Raw genomic sequence first — 20,788 nt, 5'->3', positions numbered from 1 at the left:
TCCTGGCAAGATTATTATTACATATTGTCATTACAACTTGTATTGTTATTTGCATTATAGTATCATCTGACATTCCTGTCAATATAAAAATACATCTTTATGCATATGGTCATAACCCCCCACTGTTTTACCATTATATTGCACTTATTTTTGTATATTTTGTACAATCACGGCAAGTTTCGTTCTGTTCTTGCCTCTCTGGCAGGATTCATTTTTCGTCTTTTTTCCATCCGCCCATCCGGTTGACTTTCCCAATGTTTCGAGATATAGTATTTAAATGGCTATTTTTTGAAATACGAAAGGATTGTGATTTATATGGAGAAGAACAAAGAAGCAAAAGAGGTGGACCTGGGCACGGGAAGCGTGGGGAAACTTCTTTTTCAGTTGGCCCTGCCGGCCATTACAGCCCAAATCATCAACGTGCTGTATAACATGGTGGACCGTATGTACATCGGCCATCTGCCCGGCGAAGGCGCCAATGCACTTACAGGCGTGGGCGTCACCTTCCCTGTTATCATGGCGATTTCCGCCTTTGCTGCCCTGGTAAGCATGGGCGGCGCTCCCAGGGCATCCATCATGCTGGGCAAGGGCAGAAAGGAAGAAGCAGAAAACATCCTGGGCAACTGTACCACTGCCCTCATAACCGTGGCCGTTGTCCTGACTGCCTTCTTCCTCAACTTCGGCCACCGCATCCTGCTGATGTTCGGAGCCAGCGGCAATACCATAGAGTATGGGTGGGCTTACATGCAGATTTATTCCCTGGGAACCATTTTCGTACAGCTGGCCCTGGGACTCAACGCCTTCATCAATGCCCAGGGATATGCCAAGACAGGTATGTACACCGTGCTTATCGGGGCCATATGCAACATCATCCTGGACCCCATCCTCATGTTTGCATTCCACATGGGCGTGCGGGGCGCTGCCCTGGCAACCATTATCTCCCAGGGGATTTCCGCTGCCTGGGTTATCCTGTTCCTTATATCGAAGAAGAGCTACCTTAAAATACGCACCTGCTACATGCGGCCCAAGAGGGAAATTCTCATGCCGGCCATTGCACTGGGCGCAGCCCCCTTTGTCATGCAGTTCACGGAAAGCATCCTGAATATCTGCTTTAATACCTCCCTCTTAAAATACGGAGGCGATGTGGCAGTCGGCGCCATGACCATCATGGGAAGCGTGATGCAGTTCTCCCTCCTGCCCCTCCAGGGACTGACCCAGGGCGCACAGCCCGTCATCAGCTTTAACTACGGCGCCAAAAAGCTGGACCGCGTAAGCAGGACCTTCCGGCTGCTTCTGACCTCATGTATGGCCTACTCCACCGCCCTTTGGGCCGTGGCCATGTTCGCGCCCATGGTATATATCCGCATCTTTACCCATGACGCTGCCCTGACATCCTTCAGCGAGTGGTCCATCCGCATCTATATGGCCGCGTCCCTGCTCTTTGGCGCCCAGCTGGCATGCCAGCAGACCTTTATCGCCATCGGCGACAGCAAGACCTCCCTGTTCCTGGCCCTGCTGCGCAAGGTCATCCTGCTGATACCGTTGATTTACATTCTGCCTAACATCTTCGAAAACAAAGTGTTTGCCGTGTTCGTGGCAGAACCCATTGCCGATACCATAGCAGTGTGCACCACGGTAACACTGTTCATTCTTTCCTTCCGGAAAATGAAGCGGGATCTGGCAGCTCATGCCTGATGTATCCGCACCTGATGAGCGGGCCGGAATATCCTATATCAGAAAACACCCCAAAGCTTTTCTTATCAGCTTTGGGGTGTTCTATGTTTTGGTTTTTAACCGGCTTTGCGGCCCATTTTTACCGGCTTTGCGGCCCTTTTCACCGTTTTCACGGCCCATTGTTCCGGGCGGCGGCTGGCTGTACCCATACCGCATCTACACCCGGTCGTAAATCTTCTGAAGGAACTTCACATCTTCATGATACCGCTCCCTGCTGGAATTCTCCAGCAGCATGGCAATATGGGGCTTCCTCTCCTTTACATGCTTCATAAGGGGTTCATACCTGAAAAGGCCGTCCCCCACATGGCGGAACAGCTGTTCCTGCCCGTCAAAGACGAAATCCTTCACATGAAGAACTCCTATGCGGTCGCCGTAATATGCAAAGGCCCTGTCAATGACCCGTTTCTGTGCCTCCGGCTCCACCTGTCCGGGGTGGATCAGGTTCACGGCGTCCAGTATCACCTCCACATTGGGGGAATCAATGTCCTCCAGGAACCGCTTCATCCTGGCAGGACTGTACAGCGTGTGATTAAATACGCCCTCTACCCCCACGATAACACCCAGTTTCTCGGCCGCAGCCACGATCTCCCTCATGCTCCTTAAAAGCAGCTGGTAGGCTTCCTCTGTATAGGATTCCTCTGTGACCCTGAAATCCGGATCCAGGCGTCCGGTCTCGGTTCCCACCATATCAGCCCCTATGATTCTGGCATATTTCATGTGTTCGATGAAACGCGCCACCTCTGCCTGGCGCCGGGATTCAATGGGGTTGGTGGGATTGATGTAGCAGCCCAGCACAGCCACATGGATTTGGTTCTTCTCCAGCTCTCTGGCAATGGCCCGGGCAAATCCAAAGCTGTAATGGCCTGTGGTAAAATCATAATCGCTGATGGACTTTCCGAATGCCAGCTGTATCTGACAGATATCATGTTCCCTTACCTGGGCAAACAGCTTCTCCATTTCCATCTTTGGACATAAATCATGGCATCTCATGCCTGTATTCAGTTTCATAGACCATTCTCCTTTGCAAACGTTTTCAAGTCCTATTTTACCACGGTTATTCCCGGCCTGCCAGCCCTTTCCCGTCTTTTTTATCTTTTTCCTTCACAGCTTTTCTTTCATATAAGCATCCATGGCATCTGCAGCGGTCTTGGAATAGGCCACTGCCTCCGCCACTGTCTTGGCTCCCAGAACCCGACTGCCGCTTCCTGCTACCGCTGCACGGCGGCCCTGCTTCCCCTGACTACACGGAACACGCCGGACATCTCCAGCATCTTGGCCACATAGTAAAAAATAATGGAATCAATGGGCCATTTCACTATGTTCTGTATGACGCGGGGAGGCAGGAGTATCATGAATGCCTGCCCGTACAGGATACTGAGACACAGTGTATTGAGAATCACGTTGCACACCAGGCAGACCAGGAAGTGGGCTGCCAGCACCCTGGTCAGCTTTAATGGTTTCTTATAAAAGAAAACCCCGTAAATCAGGCCGGCCAGCATGGTTACCAGCGTCAGGCCGGGAAAGAAGGCGCCAACCGGCTTTATGAGATACTTGATAATGTCCAGCGCCCCCGCGAACAGACAGCTGACAGCGGGTCCAAACAGATAGGCCACTAATTGGTTGGGTATGCCGGAAAAACCGATTCTCTGGGTGTTAGTCAGCTCGATGCGGAAATTCACCAGGATGATTGCCGCTGCCGCCAGCATGGCGCACACAGTGATGGTCCTGACACTCTTAAGCTCCCGGGATGAGCTGCCAAACAGTTCTGCTAATTTCTTCATGATTCATTACCTCCTTTGCAGATTTCACGGACTACAAACGGAGATATACAATGGCAGGTGCAGGAACCTTTCTTCCTGGCATACAAAAAACGGCCCCGAAAACCTATCCAATGCACGTTTATGCCCGGACATGGCTTCCCTGTGCGAGTGCGTGTTGCATCATTGATTTTCATACACGCTTTTGGCCGGCGTAAACCGGCTGCACATAAAACAGGCCGCTCCATCTATCTCTGTTGCAGCGGGATGCGGTATATGTACCGCAGACAGATTCCCTTTGGGAATCCTCTTTCGTCCAGCTGACAACTCCCTGTCCAGCCGGCACTTAACGCACATATACCTACTCTGCTTCTGTTTTTATTGTATCTTCTACTATACACTATATATGAAGATATGCAAGCACTTTTTTATTTTCCTTACGGCGCTTCCCAGTAATAGGTCCCGTTCTCCAGGGTGCGGATGGCAAAATCCTCGTCATACAGGTATTCCAGACAGGAAAAGGTCTTGCTTATGACCATCTTAAGCTTGATGAACTCAGACTGGTCTCTGGGCACATGGTCTATGCCGTAAGCCAGGCATGCTACCTCCTTGGTGGTCATCCTGTGATGGCCGTGGTCCAGGATATGCTTGATTAAATCCGTCTTATCCAGATAGGCAAAGACAATCCGGTCCGCCACCCGCTTCACATCCCGGATGGGCTCCTTGTGAGCCGGAAGAATCAGGCAGTCCCCGTACTGGTGTTTCAGCTTTTCCAGGGAGTCAAAATACCCCCTAAGCAGATGCTCATCCGCATAGGTGGTCCCCACAATGGGCACAATGCCGTCAATGACCTGGTCAGCGCAAAAGAGTATCTTATGCTTCCGGTCGTACAGCCCCATCTGCCCGTAGGTATGTCCCTTAAGCCCCACTGTCTCCAGGTCATAATCCCCATAGCTCAGCATCTGACCCTCATTTACCGGTGTATAGGGATATCCCGGAATCTCGAATTCCCATCCCTTGTTCTCCCGAATCCTCCGGTACACTTCCATGAACATGTTCCATATCTCCGGTGTCCCATCCTCTGTCACACCAACGCTCTGCAGCACCTGGGGCTGGTCCTCCGGGGAACCATGGCTGTGGTTATAGTACAGACAGTCATAACAATGCCTGTCTTCCCGCGGATTCATGAACAGCCTTGCGCCTCTGGCCGCATACTCGCCGGCCAGGCCGCAGTGGTCATGATGCTTGTGGGTAAGGAATATATCCAGCCTGTCATAGGTGATTCCCAGTTTTCCCAGCGCCTCTTCCATGACGTGCAGACATGTCCTGCTGCGAAAACCGGCATCCACCATCAGGCTTCTCTCCCCATCCTTTCCCGGAATGAGGAATATCTTAATCTCATCAATGCTTTTCTGATTGCTGTGAAGCTCCACTTCAAAAATTCCCGGAGCGCGTTCCAACATAGCTTCCACCTGTCTTTCATTCTGTCATTCTATGGTCATTTTAATTTATCAGCCTGCCGCCATGTCACGGCTCCCCTGACATCCGGTCCGTTTTTTCCATCCGCCTCTTAGCCGTCCTCACCACGGACCACGCAATTACGGTTCCCATGATGATTCCCGCCAGCACATCCGTGGGAAAATGTACAAAGAGATACAGTCTGGAAAACGCGATAAGCACAGCCAGCATAAGGGCCGGAATCCCCCATTTCCTGTTAAAAAGGAAGATGCAGACCGCTCCCTCAAAGCTCACCAGGGAATGCCCTGAAGGAAAGGAATAATCCTTCGGGACACGGACCAGCAGTTCCACGGAAGGGTCCAGCCAGCAGGGACGCTGCCTGGCCGCCATATTCTTAAGCATTACATTGCCCAAAAGAAATCCGGCTGCTATGGATATCAGCATACACCCACCTAAAAGCCTGGTCCTGGGAAATGAAAAAAGCAGGACACCCATAAGGAGCCAGAACCATCCGTGGTCGCCCAGAGAGGTAATGAACACCATAAGCCCGTCTACCAAAGGCGTGTGAAGTTCCTGCAGTGTATATAAAATCTTGAATTCGATACCGTCCACCTCATTTCCAGGTTAATATCCCATATTCATACCATTATATCCCACACAGTATTATTTTGCAATCTGTTAATATTTTAACGAAAACCTGCGATTTTAGTCAAAAACCTTGCATTTTTATGAATATGTGATAAAATCCCTAACAAAATAAAGGCTCCGGAGCGTATAAATTCCGATACACCCCTCAGCCCGAAAAAGGGAGAATATGAGTATGGCAAAATCAAGTGTGAAAGAATTCCTGAAACGGAAAAATGTAAACATCACGGTACAGACCTATCTGATTGACGCCCTGGGAGCCATGGCCTTCGGCCTGTTTGCTTCCCTTCTCATCGGCACCATCTTCGGTACCCTGGGCCAGCAGTTCCAGATAGAAATTTTCAACGTCATTGCCGACTATGCCAAAAGCGCTACCGGCGCAGCCCTCGGCATCGCCATTGCCCACGCCTTAAAGGCGCCTCAGCTGGTGCTGTTTTCCGCTGCCACGGTAGGTATCGCGGGCAATGCCCTGGGAGGTCCTGTGGGCGCCCTGGTCGCCACCATCGTGGCGGCAGAATTGGGTAAGATTGTATCCAAGGAAACACGTCTGGACATCATCGTGATGCCCGGCATCACCATTATCTCCGGCGTGCTGGTGGCCCAGTTCGTGGGGCCCGGCGTGGCCCAATTCATGAACTGGTTCGGAAACCTGGTAAAGACAGCCACGGAAATGCAGCCCTTCATCATGGGAATCCTGGTGTCAGCCCTTATCGGCATCGCTCTGACCCTTCCCATCAGCAGCGCTGCCATCTGCATTGCCCTGTCCCTGGACGGACTGGCCGGAGGCGCCGCCACAGCCGGCTGCTGCGCCCAGATGATTGGATTTGCCGTCTTGAGCTACCGCGAAAATAAAATCGGCGGCCTGATGGCCCAGGGCCTGGGCACCAGCATGCTGCAGATGGGCAATATTGTGCTGAATCCCCGTATCTGGATACCGCCCACACTGGCATCCATGATTACCGGCCCCATAGCCACCATGGTCTTCCGCCTGGAAAACATCCCAGCCGGGTCCGGCATGGGCACCTGCGGACTGGTAGGCCCCATCGGCGTATATACGGCCATGGGCGGCGGAACCCGGATGTGGGTGGGCATCCTTCTGGTGTGCTTCCTGCTTCCCGCTGTGCTGACCTTTGTGTTTGGGGAGGTGCTGCGCAGTATGGGGTGGATTAAGGATGGGGATTTGAAGTTGGATTTGTAAGGTGGCAGGGGACGCGGACGGGGGATTGTCGTCGGGAAAAGGCGCGGTGGGACGGGCTGGGAGATTTTGCTCATGGTCCCCTCGGGAACAGACTGACTCTTTTTCAAAGTGCTTTCCTCGCCATCTGTAAACGCCGCTTTGTAAAATAATATCTTCCTCAATCATAGAATAAATATCCTCACAGTACGTTTCAGGTTATCTTTTCAGAACGCTTTTCAGGATGTCCTTTCAAGATGTTTCAATATATGCCTCTTATATTCCAGAAACTCTTCCGTAAGTCCGAAGTCCCTGTCCCTGGGCTTTGCCTCTCTTATGATGAGTTCCTCCGTTATCCTTCCGGGCCTGCCTGTCAGCAGGTATATCCGGTCGGACAGCAATATGGCCTCGTCAATGTCGTGGGTAATAAACAGGGTGGACAGATGGATTTCATCCATCACCTTCAGATACCAGTCATGGACGGATTTCTTGGTCAGCATGTCCAATGCGGAAAATGGTTCATCCAACAGGGCCACACTGCCTGAAAACAGATACGTCCGAAGCAGAGCCGCCCTCTGCCTCATGCCGCCGGACAGCTGGGCCGGATACTTCTTCTGGGTGCCCTCCAGGCAGAACTGCCGGAAGTAGGGGGATGCCAGCTCCCGTGCCTCCCGCCTCTTCATTCCTTTTACAATCAAAGGAAGGGCCACATTGTCCTCTATAGTCCGGTAGGGAAGGAGCAGGTCCTTCTGCAGCATATAGCTCACCCGTCCGGGACACCCGGTCACGTCCTCCCCGTCCAGAAGGACATGCCCTGTATCCGGCCTCGACAGCCCTGCGATAATATTAAAAAGAGTGGTCTTTCCGCCTCCGCTGATTCCCAGCAGCGACACCAGTTCCCCCTTGTTCAGGGCGATGGATATATCCGCCAGCACCGGCTCCCCGTCAAAGGATTTTGAGATTCCCTCTACCTTTAGTTGTTCCATGTTCTCCTCCTGGCACAGCACTGCCGTCCCCGGCCTTACGGCAGGTATTCGTTGGAAAATCCTGTTCCCGCCTCAATGGGCGTCTCCGTAAGCCCTTTTTCATTCAGCCATGCGTAATATGCATCCCAGCGCTCCTGGTCAATGTATCCCCATTTTGGCGCATCCGCCCGGTACTTGTCCGCCAGGTATTCCTGGCTGGCCTTTACCAGTTCCGGGTCCAGCTCCGGCGCGGCCCTGCACAGGATGTCCCCTGCCTCCTGAGGGTGTTCTATGGCGAACTCGTATCCCCTGCTGACCGCGTCCAGAAATGCCCTGGCTGTCTCCGGCTCATTTGCGAGGAATGTATTGTTGGCTATGATGACCGGCGTATAAAAATCAAATACAGAATCCAAATCCGCAAACGCAAAATAGTCTGTCTCCAGACCTTCCAGCTCTGTCTTGACTCCTGCCCATGCATAGAAAATCCATATGGCATCCACGGATTTTGTCCTGAGGGCCGTCACCTCATCCGTCACAGTGCTGGGAATCAGTTCCACCTTACCAAAATCCCCTCCGTCGGCTTCCATCACATCCTTAATGGTCGCCTTTTCCACAGGAAGGTCCCAGGTGGCGTACTTTTTCCCCTCCAGTCCCCTTGGGCGGTCCATTCCCTCGCCCTTTCTGGAAATAATGCCCGATGTATTGTGCTGTATGACACCTGCCACAGCGGTCACCGGAAGAGGATTATCCCCTGAAAATGCCGGCGCCAGGCTGTCCTGGAAGGACATTGCAAACTGAGCCTTTCCGGAGGCTGCCAGCACCTCTGCCCCGTTTTCCGGCGGCTGCACGATCTCCACCTCCAGGCCGGCATCCTTAAAATATCCCTTTTCCCGGGCAACATAGATGCCTGTGTGGTTGGTGTTAGGCGTCCAGTCCAGGACAAATGTCAGCTTTCTTACATCCTGCTTCGCCGCCTTTTCCTCCTGGCTTCCGTTTTCCTTATTTACGTTTTCCTTATTTGCGGCTTCCTTTTGTGCCGATTCCTTATTTGCGGCATCTTTCTGTGTACCCTCCGCAGCCTGGGCAGGGGCGGTATTCTCTCCTGTATCCGAGACTTTACCGCACCCGGTGAGAAGTACTCCCAGGCACAGAGAGGCCAGCAGCATACTTGCACATTTATTTATCATTTTAATCTCTCCTCTTAATTAAGCGCCGGATATATTTTTCCCTGCCTATTTATGTTTTTGGCTGTTTTCCCATGGCATGCATTTTTTCTGAAGCAGTTCCACGGCCCACATCAGAATTAAGCTGATGGCCGATATGAGGAAAATGACCGCGAACATCTTGTCAAAGGAAAAAGCCTTCTTAACCCTTGTCATGTATACGCCCAGTCCTCCAAAACCACCCAGCCACTCAGAAATCACGGCTCCCACCACTGCATAGGAGACAGATATCTTGAGACTGGAAAAGAACTGGCCCATGGCGCCCGGCAACTTGATATAGCGGAATATCTGGAACCGGCCCGCTCCCATGGCCTTTAACAGGTTCACCGCATCCGGGTCCGCAGCCCTGAATCCGGTCAGCAGCCCCACCGTGATGGGGAAAAATGTGGTAATTACAATGAGTATGACCTTTGGAGTCATTTCATAGCCAAACCACAGCACCAAAAGAGGCGCTATGGCAACCGCCGGCACTGTCTGGGTCAGTACAATGATGGGATAAAAGGCCTTGTATGCCTTGTCAAACCGGTCCATCAGCACTGCCGCCCCAAAGCCCGTGGCAATTCCCAAAGCCAGTCCCAGCCCGGCCTCGGCCAGCGTAATCCTGGCGTTCTCCATGAGGGCCGGGAATTCCTTCATGAATGCAACGGCTACCTGGACCGGTGAAGGCAGCATGAATCCCTCCACCAGGCCAAGGGATACAGAAAGCTGCCACAGGATGAGGATGACCAGGATGGCGGAAACAGACCACAGTTTACTGGTGATGCTTGGTGACTTTCTTTTCAATGGTAAGCACATCTCCTTCGGGGTGGTAAGAAACCTTGATATATGCAGCCACAGAGGGGGCGCCCGCCCTGACCGCAATATACTGGCACTCTTTTACAATATCCATCAGCTGGTCATAATCCCCTTCAATGGTTGTCTCAAAGGGACCTACATAATAGTTTAACCCCGTACTCTTGATGTAATCGATAACCTGGTCCACGATACGGATTAATTCCTCGTCATCAGCTGCCTTTGGAAGTGACTGGATTGCTACGCTTGCGTTCATATTGTTTCTCCTTTTCTCTTCAAATCATATGGATCAAAAAATCCCGTCCGGATATTACGGGCGGAATAAAACTCACAAAAACTTACATCTTGTGCAGGCTTCCTACGCTGGCATTATCCAGATCAGGTATCAGGGTTCGGAACATATTCCATCTCAGCCGGATTCCACTCCAGCACCCCTTTTCATTGTTGGGACAAGTATACTACGGCTCATTTTAAAAGTCAATAGGTACTGCTCCTCCTCTGCCTTGCGGCTGTTATGGGAGCTGTCGCGTGCCGGAACGGTCCAAAACCGCATATACAATGGTATCAAACTCACCGGGAAAATACTGCCCCAAAAGCTCCTTCCACCAGCCAGCCACCTTAACCGGATCATTGCGGAACACGCCGCATCCGTAGGCGCCCAGTATCAGGTTCCGGCAGCCCCGAAAGGCAAAGATGGCAAGGGCCAGCTTCATGCGGCGCTTCATGGCCTGCTCTGCTTCGGCCTCATCTTCCCCTTTCAGGATTACCTGGCCCATATTGACAGCCGGAAGTGTGAGCACGGACGCCTCCACGGGTTCCTTCAGCAGGTGAAACCTTCCGTCCCGGAAAAACACCACATCCGGCGAAAATATTGATGGCATCCACCGTGGAACAATTCCATGTATAGCTCTTAAAACCCGCTGCCCTTTTGGAAACCTTATCGTATTGCTTCAGCAGTTTCTCCCCCTGTTCCGGGGTAAAAAGTATGCTGTTCTTCACTGACTCCTGCTGGCGGCCGCTGATTTCCACCACGGTTCCCTCAGTCTCATACCAGCCCTTCTCCATGATGTCCAATGTCTGTCTTGCAACTGCTTTTCTGTCCATATATTAAAATTCCTCCCATTTCCTCCTGTAAAGACGCGAGGGGCGGTGGCCTTCCCGTTCCGTAAAGGAATCGGTTTCCTCCACCAGAGAAGCAATCCTGCGCCGGAACGCAGGCTTCAAAAGGCATTTGTCCAGAATCACTTCATATACCTGCTGCAGCTGTGTCAAGGTAAATTCCTGAGGCATCAGATGCAGGGCCAATCCCGTATATTCCACCTTTCCGCGAAGTCTTTCCAGGGCATAGGATATGATTTTTGCGTGGTCAAATGCCAGCCCCCGGTTATCTGTTATCTTATATTCCACTGTCTCCGCCTGTCTGTTTTTCTCGGTTATCTTCTCAATCCCGGAACAGAGCACCGTATCATCCGTCCATAATTTGAGTTCATAAGCAGCTGGAGACAGTATTTAAGGCAGCCGGCGATTATCCCCGGCTGCCTCTGTGGGTGCATACCTTTTATCCTGTCACCCGTTCCGGCCTGGACATCCTCATGGCACTGTGCCGCAGCCATCCCTCAGTACCGGTGATTTTCGGCCATCTGGGCGGCTCAGACTGGATGGATGTCATCGGCTTCGCAAGGACTTCTGGCCGGAGACCGCAAAAAACAATGCGGACAAAAAGGATTCCCAGCCCAGGACAGCTCGGAATCCCTTTCATCTCCATGTTACAGACAAATATTATGTATGCGCTCTACTCTTATCCCGCTTCTTCACAGTGGGATAATGCTCCATAATATCACGATACCGGAAACATCCCTCCACATGGTCATTAATCACACCGCAGGCCTGGAGATGGGAGTAAACCGTGACCGGACCCAGGTACTTAAAACCGCGTTTCCTTAAATCCTGGCTGACCTGCTGCGACAGGGCGTTATGGGCCGGAATTTTTCCCTTTTGATGGCCTGCATAGAGAATGGTCTTTCCCCTGGAAAAGCTCCATATGTACGAACTGAATGAGCCGTATTCCTCCCTGACCTTCTGAAAACACCTGGCGTTATGGATGACAGCCTCTACCTTTCTGCGGGATTTAATCATTCCTTCCCAGGACAGAATACGTTCAATATCCTCCTCTGTATACGCCGCAATCCGGTCATAATCAAACCCGTCAAAGCACTGGCGGAAGATTTCCCGCTTCTGTATCATCATGTTCCAGTTCAGCCCGCACTGCATGACTTCCATCATAAGAAACTCAAACTGCCTGTGGTCATCATGAAGAGGGATGCCCCATTCTTCATCGTGGTATTTCTTCATCTTTTCATTGCACAGACACCATGTACACCCGTCCATATGCCCCGGACCTCCTGCCGTTTATCCGCTTTCCCTGCCGATACATCCAACCGTTTTCCAACCAATCCCTATTTTCCAAATGCCTCATCCGCAGCCTTCCATGCCCCGGCAATCCGGTCACACCACGCATCAAACTGAGGGTCCGGCGTCTGGCTCTCCGGATGGTCCATCATATAGCGGACCGAGCTTCGAATCCCCTCTGCCATAGATACCGTGCATACAAAATCAGGCACCGCCCTCTTGATTTTCGTATTGTCAAACAGGACCGTACACGCCTTATCCCCCAGAAGCTGGCCTGCAAAATCGTATTCCTTTCCATGCTCTGCCAGAAAATCAGATGCCACATGAAGGGCGTTGAGAGGCCTGTCCAATGCCTCTGCCAGCGTTTCATAAATCTGGTTCCATGTCATGGACTCATCGCTGGTAATATGGTAGGCATTGCCTATGGCATGGGGATTGCCCATAAGGCCCACATACCCCCTTGCAAAATCAGTGGAATGGGTCAGGGTCCACAAGGAGGTGCCGTCCCCCGGTATGATGATTGGCTTTCCCTCCAGTATCCTCTTTAATATCTGCCAGTTTCCCTTATCGCCATGGATGGCCACCGGCGGCTTTTTACCATCATATGTATGGCTGGGGCGCACAATGGTTACAGGGAATCCGTCCCTGCGGTACGCTGCCGTCAGCACCTCCTCCGCATCAATCTTTTTGCGTGAATATTCCCAATACGGGTTGATTAAAGGCGTGCTCTCCGTTATGGGACAGCCTGCCACAGGTTTCTGGTACGCAGACGCGCTGCTGATGAAAATATATTGCCTCGTCTTTCCCTGAAAGAGCCGTATGTCGCGTCCCACATCCTCCGCCCCATATGCAATGAACTGGGCCACCACATCATATGTCCTGCCCTCCACTATGCGGGCCACCGCTGCCTCGTCGTGAATGTCCGCAACGATGGACTCCATTCCCTCCGGCACCGGTTTGGATCCCCTGTTGAGCAGGGTAACCTCCCAACCTCTCTCCCTGGCCAGCGCTGTCACGGCCGTGCTGATGGTTCCTGTTCCCCCTATAAATAATGCTTTCATTATGACACCTCCCTGTTTCTGTCTGCTGTTCCTGCCTGCTGCGCCAGCCTGTCCACGCGCCTCTCTATGCCGCACGTACATCAGTGCTATATCACGCCTTAATGGCCCACCGCATTTTCGTGGAATGAGCACGGCTGTTCATCCTGCACTCCTCTGCCGTAGGACGAATCACATCCGTGGCAACCTGGCTGTAAAGACCCGCCCTGTACATCTCCTTAAATGATTTCTTCACGATCCTGTCCTCACCGGAATGGAAGGTCAGGATGGCTGCCCGTCCTCCCGGCTTTAATACGTCCGGAAGCTTGTCCAGAAATTCATACAACACCTCAAACTCGCTGTTCACATCAATGCGCAGGGCCTGAAACGTCCTCTGGCAGGACTTCTTCACTGCCTCCTTCCGTTCCTCCTCCGGAATGAACGCCAGTGCCCTGTCTATCATCTCATATAGCCTGGTGGTGGTGGCAACCTCCCTTCCCCGCTTGATTTCACCCATAACCGCGCGGGCAATCTCCTCTGCGTAGGGTTCGTCGGAATTCTCTATGAGCATGCCTGTTAATTCCTCCTGGGTAAGCCCCTTCAGCCGCTCAGATGCAGGCTCCCCCTTAAGCGGGTCCAGACGCAGGTCCAGGGGGCCTTCTTTCTTAAAAGAAAAGCCTCTGGACGGATTATCAATCTGCATGGATGACACGCCCAAATCCGCCAGCACAAAATCCAGCGGCCCCGATTCCCCGGCTATCTGGTCTATATTGGCAAAGTTCAGCTTCCGGATGGTAAGTATCTCCGGCCCATAGCCCATATTTTCAAGCCGCTGCCTGGTCTTTTCCATCTCGATGGAATCCACATCCAGGGCATAGATATGCCCCTTTGACTCCAGGCGCTCCAGCATCCTGCTGGTATGGCCCCCATATCCCAGAGTGGCGTCCAGGCCAATCTGGCCCGGCTGTATCTGAAGAAACTCCAGTATCTCATTTACCATGATAGGGATATGCATACCCACAGGGGTGCTTCCCTTCTGGATGACCTTTGCCACGGTTTCCGGGTACTTTTCCGGCTGGAGCTCCTTATATTTTTCCTCGTAACGTTTGGGATGCGTTCCCTTGTAGCGCACACGGCGCTGGTGCTTCTGGCCTTCCTGTTCCATGTCTTACACTCCTCTGCTTCTTCGATATTCTCTTTCAAGCTCCTCCCAGTACCTGGTATCCTCCTCTGTGATGGGCCTTGATGATTTCCTCCCACACACACATCATTCCCAATCACTGCCTTCTTTCCGTATTCCAGCTGCCTGCGGCGTACTCCGGCGTCGATGGGATGACCTGCGGTATAGATGCACACCCTGGGGGCAAGGAACACATTATCCCCGATGGTCGCACCCTGTACTCCGCCTGTTCTTTCTGCTTTCCTGCCTCTCCCGCTTATCCTTACCATTATACCAAGCATAAGGGCAGGGATGCAATATATGATGGAAGGAAATCTGTATCCTTATGGAATATCTGCTGCTATACACCCCTAATCCCCCACCGCTGTCTTAAACAGCCGGATGGACCCTGGCTCAAGTAACATCTTCCCTCCAGAGCAATATGATTCCTCACAGTGAATAAAGCCAGCGGAAATCAGGATAATACCACAAAAAACATCAAAATGTGGAATGACATAGTTTCAAACTATATCATTTCGTGCTAAAATACCTCCATGCATCAAATGCAATGGAGGTATTTGTCATGACCCTGCAGCAACTGCGCTATATTGTAACCATCGTAAACTGCGGCTCTATTTCCGAGGCGGCCAAGCAGCTTTTCATAACCCAGCCCAGTCTTTCCAACGCAGTCAAGGAGCTGGAAAAGGAAATGGGCATATCCATCTTCAACCGGAGCTCCAAGGGTATTGCCCTGTCCTCCCAGGGAATGGAGTTCCTGTCCTATGCCAGGCAGGTACTGGAGCAGGCCGAGCTGCTGGAACAGCACTACACAAACAAAAAACCGGTGAAGCGTATCTGCTCCATATCCACCCAGCACTATGCCTTTGCCGTCAATGCGTTCGCCAACCTGGTATCCCGGCAGAACACGGACGAATATGAATTCACCCTGAGGGAGACCCGCACCTATGAGATTATCGACGATGTGAAGAATTACCGGAGTGAGCTGGGCATCCTTTATATCAACGGGTTTAACCGGAAGGTGCTGGAAAAGCTGTTCAAGGAAAGCGGTCTTGTATTCCATCCCCTGTTCCGGGCCAGCCCCCATGTATTCATCAGCGTATCCCATCCCCTGTCGGCCAGGAAACGCGTTACCATTGAGGATTTGGAGGATTACCCCTTCCTGGCTTTTGAGCAGGGCGAAAAAAATTCCTTTTACTTTTCAGAGGAAATACTCAGCACCATTCCCAGAAAGAAAGTAATCTATGTCAGCGACAGGGCCACCCTGTTCAATCTTCTCATCGGATTAAACGGATATACCATCTGCAGCGGCATTCTAAACCGCAATCTAAACGGCGACTCCATCATGGCGATTCCTCTGGAAACAGAGGAAAACATGCTAATCGGATGGATTGCGGACCCCAAGCTCCATCTCAGCGAGTTTGCAAAGAAATATCTGGAGGAATTAAACCAGCTGATTGGCCGGCAGTCTTAGTGAAAAATGCGTGCTAAGACGCCATCAGCCGGAATACGGATTCGTAAATCCTGTTGGCAATATAAGGATTGTTCATGGTATACAGGTGGATGCCATCCACGCCTCTGGCTGCCAGGTCCACAATCTGGTCTACCGCGTAGGCGATTCCCGCATCCCGCATGGCAATCGGGTTATCCCCGTACCGCTCCATCATGGAGATGAATTTTTTCGGCAGCTTTACACCGCACAGGGATACCATGCGCTCGATCTGCTTTTTGTTGACCACCGGCATGATTCCGGCCTCCACCGGAACATGGATTCCCACAAGGTCCATCCGTTCCCTGAAGCGGTAAAAATACTCGTTGTCAAAGAAAAGCTGGGTGATGAGCTGGCTGACGCCGGCGTCCACCTTGTCTTTCAGGTGTTTCATATCCCTTACCAGGCCGCCGGATTCCTGATGGCCTTCCGGGTAGCAGGCGCCTATTATGTTAAAATCCCCATGGAGCTTTATAAACTCCACCAAATCCGCCGCGTACCGGAAATCCCCTGCCGGCTCCCTGTCCGGAACGCGGTCCCCCCGAAGGGCCAGTATATTCTCTATTTTCTGTTCCTTCAGCCGTTCCAGAATCAACAGGACATCTTCCCTTGTCAGGTTCAGACACGGGATATGGGCCACGCTCTCTATGCCGTATTTATGCTTAATAGCAGACGCAATCTCCAACGTTTTCTGACTGTTCTCGCTGCCTCCCGCCCCATATGTGACGCTGATGAAATCAGGCGTGATTCCCTTAAGTTCATCCAGCGTGCTGTAAATTGTGTCAACGGGCGCTGTCCTCTTGGGAGGAAAGACCTCCAGGGACAGTACAGTTTTATGGTTAAACAATGATGATGTCTTCATGTCTGTTGGTTCCCTTCTTTATTTGTCATGGTCATGATTCCTGATTGCAGTAATCATAACACAAAACAAAAAGAAGGGATAATTTGAAAATTCTATGGGCAACTATAGTTTAAAGCTATATCAGATTCCTGTATTGTTTTATTTCTCCCGGTATCCATGATTTACCTCCGTCTGCTCCTGTTTTTCCTTATTCCGGTCATAGGCCTGGATATACACAAAATTATCATTCTTTCGTTCCATTCTGTATTCCGGATCCAAAATGGCGTCAATGAACTCCCTGCCTCCTGATTCCACTGCCACCACCTTCATCCCCAGCTCCCGCTCCACATCCTGGACCGTCAGATCATCTAAAAATACCTGTTCACCCATACGCAGCATATTGGAAGGAATCTGCAGTACTTCTCCCAAGTCCTCCCCCGCAGCCTGCCGTTCCTTTAACTGTCTTATCAGGTCCTGTCCCGTTATAAGGCCGGATACCGTAATGGTCTCTCCAAAAAAGTCATTCCTTATAAAGTACACATGAACCGTGAGATGGGGGAATGCATCCATCAGCTGTCCCGCAAAGCCGCAGATGGTGGAATACGTCAGCCTTCCCGTTGCAATGGTCAGCGTCCTTGAAACAGTCTTAGCCAGCCCTTCATACTCCTTTCCGTTGATTACATCCTCCAGGGCCTCATTGAATTCATTGATGAACATACGCATCATGCCCACGCCGTTCTCCAGCTGGATATAGCCGTCGTAACGCTCTTCCTCAGGAAAATCCCTGCCTGCCGTGATGTACCACTCGTCACTGGCATGAATGAAATGAAGGCCGTATTGGTCATAAAACTCCTGCTGGCGGCTTTCCACCATGTCAATGACAGCGCCTGCTTCCTCCCTGGTATATAACTCAATGGGAAACAATCCATCCCTGAATTTTGTGATTCCTGCAGGAACCACGGAAACACTTCTTAAGAACGGCAGATATTTAGATAAATCATGAATGGTCCGCTCCAGCTCCGCCCCGTCGTTTACATTCTTGCAGCAGACCACCTGGCCGTTCATTTCCACATGGCCGTCATAGAGCATTTGCAGATACTTAAGCTTATCCCCCGCAAAACGGTTGTGGAGCATTTCACACCGCAGCTGCGGGTTGGTAGTCTGTACCGATATGTTAATGGGAGCCAGCTGCATACGGATGATTCGCTCTATGTCCCTCTCCTTCATATTGGTCAGGGTAATGTAATTTCCCTGCAAGAAAGAAAGCCTGGAATCGTCGTCCTTAAAATACAAGGTCTCCCGCATCCCCGGCGGCATCTGGTCGATAAAGCAGAATATGCATTTGTTGCTGCACGAACGGTAATCGCTCATCAGGCCGTTTTCAAACTCCACACCCAGGTCATCGTCATATTCCTTGTCGATTTCCAGCAGCCACTCTTCCCCGTCCGGTTTTCTTATGACCACCTCAATATACTCATCCTTAATCAGATACCTGTAGTCAAATACATCCTCAATCACTTCATTATTAATCGAAACCAGTATATCGCCTGGTTCTATTTCCATCTCCTCCGCAATAGAGCCGGGATATACCTCCTTTATCACATGTTCATTCTTTTTCGTTTTCAATCTATTTTCCTCAATATTATAGTTCTTTCCACAATCCCTGTTTTTATGCTTTTGCTTCCCGGTAACATGCCCACACGCAGCCTCCGGTAAGCGCCGCCGCAAACAACACCGCCGCTGCCATGGACAGCCAGCTGACGCTGCCGCCAAAAGAAATTTCCCGTATAAGCCGCGTAGTATGGGTCAGCGGCATAATATTCACGACCCACTTAAGGGCCTCCGGTATGCCGTCCAGGGAAAAGAAGGTGCCGCACAAGAACGACATGGGCGTTATCACAATATTAGTAAAATTATTCATGTCGTAATGGCTTTCCATCATCATGGCTGCCAGAAAGCCCAGGGCGGAAAAAATCAGCGAATTCAGGATAACTGCTGTCAGCAGCCACCCATTCATGGCCAGCCTGGCCCCTGACACGATTCCCAACAGTACAATGAACACGCCGGAATACATGCCGCGGAGGGCTCCCGCAAGGATATGGCCCATTGCCAGCAGATGCATCCGGGTGGGTGAATACAGATAACACTCAAAGCTCTTTTCGTGGAGGCGCATGACGCTGATGCGGGTGGAAACCGATGTGTAGCTGTTGCGCATGGTGGTCATGGCTAAGAGTCCCGGTATCAGGTAGTAGAGATAGGGTCTTCCATCCATCTCCATCACCCTCCCCAGTCCCATCCCAAAGGTAACGAAATACAAAAGCGGCGATACCATCTGGGAAAATGTGACTCTCCAGAACCTCCGTTTGAGGAACAGCCATTCCCGCCACAAAATCGTGGTTATTTCCATCCTCCCACCCCCTTACTGGTGTAATGGAAAAATACGTCCTCCAGTGTGGAAGGAAGCACGCTGCACAGCGCGTCAATCCCGGCAGCCCTGGCCTTGGCAGCTGACAGGTCCTTAAAGAACTCAGCCCTCATCCTGTCCCCGTCTTCGTACTCCACCTTAAATGGTCCGATTTCATCAATCAGTCCTTTTGGCGTGTCCTCCTTAAATATCTTTCCTCCGTCAATCAGCATCACATAATCGCAGAGATGCTGGGCCTCCTCGATATAATGGGTAGTCAGAAGTATGGTCTTTCCCTCCTTATGCTGCATGCGCAGGAAATCCCATATATCCCGGCGGGCATTGGGGTCAATGCCTACCGTTGGTTCATCCAGAAATAAGTATCTTGGATTGTGAATCAGGGACTTTGCAATCATCAGCTTGCGCTTCATTCCTCCTGACAGGTTCTGAGTCACCCTTTTTTTGACACTGTCCAGTCCAAGGAAGGCCAGGAGGCGGTCCGCAGACGCAGCAATATCCGCCTTTCCCATCCGGTAAAGGCGGCCTGCAAACTCCATATTTTCTTCCACAGTCAATTCCTTGTCCAGGTTGACATGCTGGCTGGTTACGCCAATGGCCTGCTTTACAGCCACGGCATTCCGGTCCATGGCCTGTCCGTCAAAGGCCACGGTGCCTGTATCCGGCACCAAAAGTCCGGTCATCATCCGCATCAGCGTTGTCTTTCCCGCTCCATTTGGTCCCAGCAGGCCCAAAAACATCCCGTCGGGAATCTCCATGGAAACACCCTTCACCGCTTCCACATCACCGAAATGTTTATACAGGTCTTTACATAGAATCATTACTGCCTCCCCTGCTTCTTGATGATGACCGTGGAAAGATAGGGTATATCATACTGTTTCAGCTCCTCAAAGTCAGTCACCAAACGCTCCTCCCCTGTGCCTGTCTTGGTAATCAGCACAAAGTTGTCCTCCAGGTGGTTCTCCTTAAGAGCCTTCAATAGGACCTCCGGGTCTGTGGACGGTTTCATCAGGACCACATTGTCATGTTCCCTGAGCACCCTCCCCAAATCCTCACTGCTGTTTTTACGCACAGGCGCCACCACCAGGTCCTCATTCCAGGCCACCAGAGGCATTTTCATGGAGTCTGCCACGGCGCAGAACGATGTGATGCCGGGTATTACCTCCACCTCCACGCCGGCTGCCTCTATGTAGGGAAGGGTGTACATAAATGTGCTGTAAACCGCCGGGTCTCCCAGTGTAATAAAGGCGCCGGTGCGCTCCCCATTTAAATGTTTTGCGATACATCCCGCGTTCTGCTCCCACATTTCGCGCAGCTGCGTGCCGTGATAATGCATTGGATATACTAAATTTACGATTTCCGCCTCTGTGTTCTCCAAAAGTCCCTTTATGATATCAAAGGCAAAGCTGCCTGCCCCAGTCTCCTTTTCAGGACAAAAAATCACATCCGCCCCATTTAGAATGCGGTGTGCTTTTAAAGTCAGCAGTTCCGGATCTCCCGGTCCTACCCCGATTCCGTACAGTTTTCCCATTTTTCTTACCTCTTTCTGTTTTCATACCTGGTGCTCCGTCCGGTCAGGCAGTATGGTTTCTTCAATTATTACCTTTGCTTTTTATTCTAGCACAGGATACTCTGCCTTTTCAAGATATGCAAGGCACATCAGCT

Annotated in this window: 21 protein-coding genes, 2 pseudogenes and 2 riboswitches; of the genes and pseudogenes, 3 read left to right on the top strand and 20 right to left on the bottom strand. The window is 51.4% G+C overall.

Going from position 1 to position 20,788, the window contains the following annotated elements; translation table 11 throughout:
* Positions 1–315: 315 nt before the first annotated feature.
* Positions 316–1,695 (top strand): MATE family efflux transporter, encoded by a 1,380-nt coding sequence (locus tag G614_RS0108875; RefSeq protein ID WP_027641685.1) that lies wholly within the window; start codon positions 316–318, stop codon positions 1,693–1,695.
* Positions 1,696–1,890: 195 nt separating this feature from the next.
* Here G614_RS0108875 and G614_RS0108865 read toward each other — a convergent pair whose 3' ends face one another.
* The 5 genes and pseudogenes from G614_RS0108865 to G614_RS0108845 all read right to left on the bottom strand — a co-directional run bounded on the left by G614_RS0108865 (position 1,891) and on the right by G614_RS0108845 (position 5,561).
* Positions 1,891–2,742 carry a sugar phosphate isomerase/epimerase family protein gene (locus tag G614_RS0108865; protein WP_027641683.1) on the bottom strand — a complete coding sequence of 284 codons (852 nt, stop codon included), beginning with the start codon at positions 2,740–2,742 and terminating at the stop codon, positions 1,891–1,893.
* A 46-nt stretch (positions 2,743–2,788) separates the two neighbouring features.
* Positions 2,789–2,937: pseudogene (locus G614_RS34325) on the bottom strand (NAD(P)-dependent oxidoreductase); the annotation flags it as partial.
* Positions 2,938–2,942: 5 nt separating this feature from the next.
* Positions 2,943–3,515 carry a folate family ECF transporter S component gene (locus G614_RS0108860; protein WP_027641682.1) on the bottom strand — a complete coding sequence of 191 codons (573 nt, stop codon included), beginning with the start codon at positions 3,513–3,515 and terminating at the stop codon, positions 2,943–2,945.
* Positions 3,516–3,749: 234 nt separating this feature from the next.
* A riboswitch (THF riboswitch) is annotated at positions 3,750–3,862 on the bottom strand.
* 66 nt (positions 3,863–3,928) lie between these two features.
* Complete coding sequence (locus tag G614_RS0108850) at positions 3,929–4,954, bottom strand: MBL fold metallo-hydrolase (protein ID WP_027641681.1); 1,026 nt, start codon at positions 4,952–4,954, stop codon at positions 3,929–3,931.
* Between the two features lie 64 nt (positions 4,955–5,018).
* Entirely contained in the window at positions 5,019–5,561 is a 543-nt protein-coding gene (locus tag G614_RS0108845) for a phosphatase PAP2 family protein (RefSeq protein ID WP_027641680.1), read from the bottom strand.
* A 208-nt stretch (positions 5,562–5,769) separates the two neighbouring features.
* On the opposite strand from G614_RS0108845, the gene G614_RS0108840 reads away from it, so the two are divergent.
* Positions 5,770–6,792 (top strand): PTS transporter subunit IIC, encoded by a 1,023-nt coding sequence (locus tag G614_RS0108840; RefSeq protein ID WP_027641679.1) that lies wholly within the window; start codon positions 5,770–5,772, stop codon positions 6,790–6,792.
* Positions 6,793–7,007: 215 nt separating this feature from the next.
* On the opposite strand, the gene G614_RS0108835 is transcribed toward G614_RS0108840, so the two are convergent.
* The 10 genes and pseudogenes from G614_RS0108835 to rsmH all read right to left on the bottom strand — a co-directional run bounded on the left by G614_RS0108835 (position 7,008) and on the right by rsmH (position 14,359).
* Positions 7,008–7,754, bottom strand: a complete 747-nt coding sequence (locus G614_RS0108835; RefSeq protein ID WP_027641678.1) for an ABC transporter ATP-binding protein — start codon at positions 7,752–7,754, stop codon at positions 7,008–7,010.
* A gap of 35 nt (positions 7,755–7,789) precedes the next feature.
* On the bottom strand, positions 7,790–8,920 hold the full coding sequence (locus G614_RS0108830; RefSeq protein ID WP_027641677.1) for an ABC transporter substrate-binding protein: 1,131 nt from the start codon (positions 8,918–8,920) through the stop codon (positions 7,790–7,792).
* Between the two features lie 45 nt (positions 8,921–8,965).
* Positions 8,966–9,739: an ABC transporter permease gene (locus G614_RS0108825; RefSeq protein WP_027641676.1), complete on the bottom strand. Its 774-nt coding sequence runs from the start codon at positions 9,737–9,739 to the stop codon at positions 8,966–8,968.
* Positions 9,708–10,004 carry a thiamine-binding protein gene (locus G614_RS0108820; RefSeq protein ID WP_002584424.1) on the bottom strand — a complete coding sequence of 99 codons (297 nt, stop codon included), beginning with the start codon at positions 10,002–10,004 and terminating at the stop codon, positions 9,708–9,710. Before G614_RS0108820 ends, G614_RS0108825 begins: the two co-directional genes overlap by 32 nt.
* 80 nt (positions 10,005–10,084) lie before the next feature.
* Positions 10,085–10,194, bottom strand: a riboswitch (TPP riboswitch).
* Between the two features lie 66 nt (positions 10,195–10,260).
* The gene (locus G614_RS33635) at positions 10,261–10,560 is read right to left on the bottom strand and encodes a TIGR02452 family protein (RefSeq protein WP_330366803.1); all 300 of its coding nucleotides are present in this window, start codon (positions 10,558–10,560) and stop codon (positions 10,261–10,263) included.
* Positions 10,493–10,852, bottom strand: coding sequence for a hypothetical protein (locus tag G614_RS33630; RefSeq protein ID WP_027641674.1), 360 nt, complete (start codon positions 10,850–10,852; stop codon positions 10,493–10,495). Before G614_RS33630 ends, G614_RS33635 begins: the two co-directional genes overlap by 68 nt.
* A 3-nt stretch (positions 10,853–10,855) precedes the next feature.
* A pseudogene (locus G614_RS27125) lies at positions 10,856–11,239 on the bottom strand (NUDIX hydrolase); the annotation flags it as partial.
* A 288-nt stretch (positions 11,240–11,527) separates the two neighbouring features.
* Positions 11,528–12,136 carry a DNA-3-methyladenine glycosylase I gene (locus G614_RS0108795; protein ID WP_027641672.1) on the bottom strand — a complete coding sequence of 203 codons (609 nt, stop codon included), beginning with the start codon at positions 12,134–12,136 and terminating at the stop codon, positions 11,528–11,530.
* A 68-nt stretch (positions 12,137–12,204) separates the two neighbouring features.
* Positions 12,205–13,218 carry an SDR family oxidoreductase gene (locus G614_RS0108790; RefSeq protein WP_027641671.1) on the bottom strand — a complete coding sequence of 338 codons (1,014 nt, stop codon included), beginning with the start codon at positions 13,216–13,218 and terminating at the stop codon, positions 12,205–12,207.
* Positions 13,219–13,309: 91 nt separating this feature from the next.
* On the bottom strand, positions 13,310–14,359 hold the full coding sequence (gene rsmH, locus G614_RS0108785; protein ID WP_027641670.1) for a 16S rRNA (cytosine(1402)-N(4))-methyltransferase RsmH: 1,050 nt from the start codon (positions 14,357–14,359) through the stop codon (positions 13,310–13,312).
* Between the two features lie 577 nt (positions 14,360–14,936).
* Between rsmH and G614_RS0108775 the strand changes: the two genes are divergently transcribed.
* Entirely contained in the window at positions 14,937–15,845 is a 909-nt protein-coding gene (locus G614_RS0108775) for a LysR family transcriptional regulator (protein ID WP_027641668.1), read from the top strand.
* A 13-nt stretch (positions 15,846–15,858) separates the two neighbouring features.
* On the opposite strand, the gene metF is transcribed toward G614_RS0108775, so the two are convergent.
* The 5 genes from metF to cobI form a co-directional block, all read right to left on the bottom strand.
* Positions 15,859–16,722 carry a methylenetetrahydrofolate reductase [NAD(P)H] gene (gene metF / locus G614_RS0108770; protein WP_027641667.1) on the bottom strand — a complete coding sequence of 288 codons (864 nt, stop codon included), beginning with the start codon at positions 16,720–16,722 and terminating at the stop codon, positions 15,859–15,861.
* A gap of 138 nt (positions 16,723–16,860) precedes the next feature.
* Positions 16,861–18,342 (bottom strand): DUF512 domain-containing protein, encoded by a 1,482-nt coding sequence (locus tag G614_RS27120; protein WP_162142744.1) that lies wholly within the window; start codon positions 18,340–18,342, stop codon positions 16,861–16,863.
* 28 nt (positions 18,343–18,370) lie between these two features.
* Positions 18,371–19,108 carry an ABC transporter permease gene (locus tag G614_RS0108760; protein WP_027641666.1) on the bottom strand — a complete coding sequence of 246 codons (738 nt, stop codon included), beginning with the start codon at positions 19,106–19,108 and terminating at the stop codon, positions 18,371–18,373.
* Positions 19,099–19,944 carry an ABC transporter ATP-binding protein gene (locus tag G614_RS0108755; protein WP_027641665.1) on the bottom strand — a complete coding sequence of 282 codons (846 nt, stop codon included), beginning with the start codon at positions 19,942–19,944 and terminating at the stop codon, positions 19,099–19,101. The genes G614_RS0108760 and G614_RS0108755 overlap by 10 nt, the downstream gene beginning before the upstream one ends.
* A complete protein-coding gene (gene cobI / locus G614_RS0108750) occupies positions 19,944–20,654 on the bottom strand; it encodes a precorrin-2 C(20)-methyltransferase (protein ID WP_027641664.1) in 711 nt (236 codons plus the stop codon). Before cobI ends, G614_RS0108755 begins: the two co-directional genes overlap by 1 nt.
* Positions 20,655–20,788 lie beyond the last annotated feature (134 nt).

The organism is [Clostridium] clostridioforme AGR2157 (genome assembly GCF_000424325.1).
Taxonomy (GTDB): Bacteria; Bacillota; Clostridia; order Lachnospirales; family Lachnospiraceae; genus Enterocloster; species Enterocloster clostridioformis_A.
This window is presented reverse-complemented; position numbering and strand designations above follow the sequence as displayed.